Genomic DNA, 2,284 nt, shown 5'->3' on the forward strand with positions numbered 1-2,284 from the left:
TGCGATCAGCTAAGACAAGCCCAAAAAGATCCTATTTATAGTGCAATTTTGCTTAAAATCAATTCTCCTGGTGGGGATGCAGCGCAAAGTGAAAAAATTTATTATCTGGTTAAAAGAATAGATAAAAAAAAACCAATTGTTGCTTTAATTGATAGTATTGGTGCAAGTGGGGCTTATTTTTCTGCACTTGGAGCTAGAAAAATTGTAACTTACCCTGCATCCTTAACTGGTAGCATCGGTGTAATATTTGAAGGAATAAATGCTTATAAATTGGCAAATAAGATCGGAATAGAAGATTTTGTTGTAAAAAGTGGGGCAGTGAAAGATGCTGGAAATCCATTAAGAAAACCAACAAAGGCAGATAAAGAAATGATTTTTAGTGTTGTAGAAAGCGTTTATAATCAATTTCTAGATGCTGTAGCATCATCAAGGCACATAAATATAGAAAAATTAAAACCATTGGCTGATGGCAGAGTTTTTACTGGACAAATGGCTCTAAAGTATAATCTGATAGACTCAATTGGTGGTTTTGATGCAGCAAAAGCGTATCTTCAAAAATATACAGGTAAAAAAAATTTAAAATTTGTTGAACTAAGCGATAATTATTCTGGGGTTTCTAAGTTATTTGGTTTTAGCGGTATAAAAAATCTGCTTGATATGTCAAAAACTCCAAGTTTGCAAATGATATTTAAGTAGTTTATGCTCAAAATTAATCTATTAAAAAATAATATACCAAATAAAATTGATATACCAAAAAAACCTAAATCTCATTTTGTAAAGTTTTTGTTTATTGCTATTTTTGCAGTTTTGGTCTTGGGGCTTGCAGTTTTTGGCGGATTTTATTTTGCTAAAAAGCAGACATTGGTACAAACTGCAAAAGTAGAGAAACCTGTTGAGTCTCATACAGCACCAGATAAATCAAAGAAAATAACCAAATCAAATAATAATGCATTTAATATTGTAGTGACGCTCCAAAACGCCACTGCAAATAATAAAACTTTAGTATCCCGGATAAAAGAAACACCAGTTAATCCAAAAACTGCTGTAGAGCTTGAGCAAAAGAACGAAGCTTCAAAACAACAAAGAATAACTACCAGCATTGCAACTGCTCAAAGGTTTGAGCAAAAAAAAGAAGCCTCAAAACCCATCATAGCCATGCAAAATAATATTGTTACAAAACCTGCTAAAAAGACAGAAAACGCAAAAGAAAACTGTATAGTTTTTTGTAATGCTGATCAATTAGATGAACTAAAAACAGCCTTGGAGCAAAAACATATAGAGTATTCAGTTAAAAAAAATATAAGTCCACAATACCATTATATTGTTTATGTAGGTGGTTTGAATAAGTCTGGTTATTTAGAATTTAAAAATGCATTAAAGTCAAAAGGATACAATGTTGTTGGTACAAAATTTTTTAATGGTAAATATTATGCAGATTTAGGCAAAATGAGCGCCACAGATAAAGACAAATTTATAACAGCGTGGAAGAATTTAGGTTTTGACATTTTGGTTGACAAACAAAAAGAAATGAGTATTAAAGATTATGAAGTGAATTTTGCTTGCAGCAGGGATGTTTTTGAAGAATTCAAGCAAGAAGGCTTTAGAATTAAGGCGGGGCGTGGCGCAGCTTGGTAGCGCACTTGACTGGGGGTCAAGGGGTCGCAGGTTCAAATCCTGTCAGCCCGACTCAATGGTAGAGCCTCAGTCTTCCAAACTGATCACGCGGGTTCGTTTCCCGTCATCCGCCCCATGAAAATAAAATTAAAAAAATATCCTCAAAGTAAAAATCAAGAACTTTTTGAAGAATTAATAAATTCTGATCTTTTTGAGCTTATAAAAGATAAAAGATATTCAGAAGCAAGCCTTTTTATAAGCAATTTTATTAAGAGGGCATAAACATAATGTTAAAAGAACTATATTTAATTCCTTTATTTATATATATATTTTCTTATATTTTTTTTACATTTAAAGACAAAAAAAAATATCATAAATTTTTTAATTACAAATTATTCAGAAGAAATAGACAAAAAAATTGATAAGGATATCATGTGGAGCAGCATAAAATCAACTAGAAACATAAATAAATTATTAGTGAGGATGCAAGAAATAGGAGTAATCCAATTGGAAATTAACAATTTGACAACTTATATTTTAGCAGGACCGGTAATGAGCAATTTTATTAGCAAAATCTATTTACCTTATAAAACTCAAGAACAAAGTATTTTAAGAGCCTCTGCTGTTCTTACTATGTATATCATTTTATATGAATTGATAGTTTATTCAC

The 2,284-nt window shown here is 31.1% G+C and carries 2 protein-coding genes and 1 tRNA gene; all 3 read left to right on the forward strand.

Going from position 1 to position 2,284, the window contains the following annotated elements:
* Positions 1-696: signal peptide peptidase SppA (gene sppA / locus Q0C22_RS03560; RefSeq protein WP_291490713.1), on the forward strand; the 696-nt coding region annotated here is incomplete at its 5' end.
* A gap of 3 nt (positions 697-699) precedes the next feature.
* Positions 700-1,635, forward strand: a complete 936-nt coding sequence (locus Q0C22_RS03565; protein WP_291490715.1) for a hypothetical protein — start codon at positions 700-702, stop codon at positions 1,633-1,635.
* A tRNA-Pro gene (locus tag Q0C22_RS03570) sits at positions 1,613-1,686 on the forward strand. The genes Q0C22_RS03565 and Q0C22_RS03570 overlap by 23 nt, the downstream gene beginning before the upstream one ends.
* The last annotated feature ends 598 nt before the right edge of the window (positions 1,687-2,284 follow it).

The organism is Desulfurella sp. (assembly GCF_023256235.1).
Taxonomy (GTDB): domain Bacteria; phylum Campylobacterota_A; class Desulfurellia; order Desulfurellales; family Desulfurellaceae; genus Desulfurella.

Excerpts from the sequence above, each read along its gene's own strand:
- Q0C22_RS03565 (WP_291490715.1), top strand. The coding sequence starts at position 700 with ATGCTCAAAATTAATCTATTAAAAAATAATATACCAAATAAAATTGAT.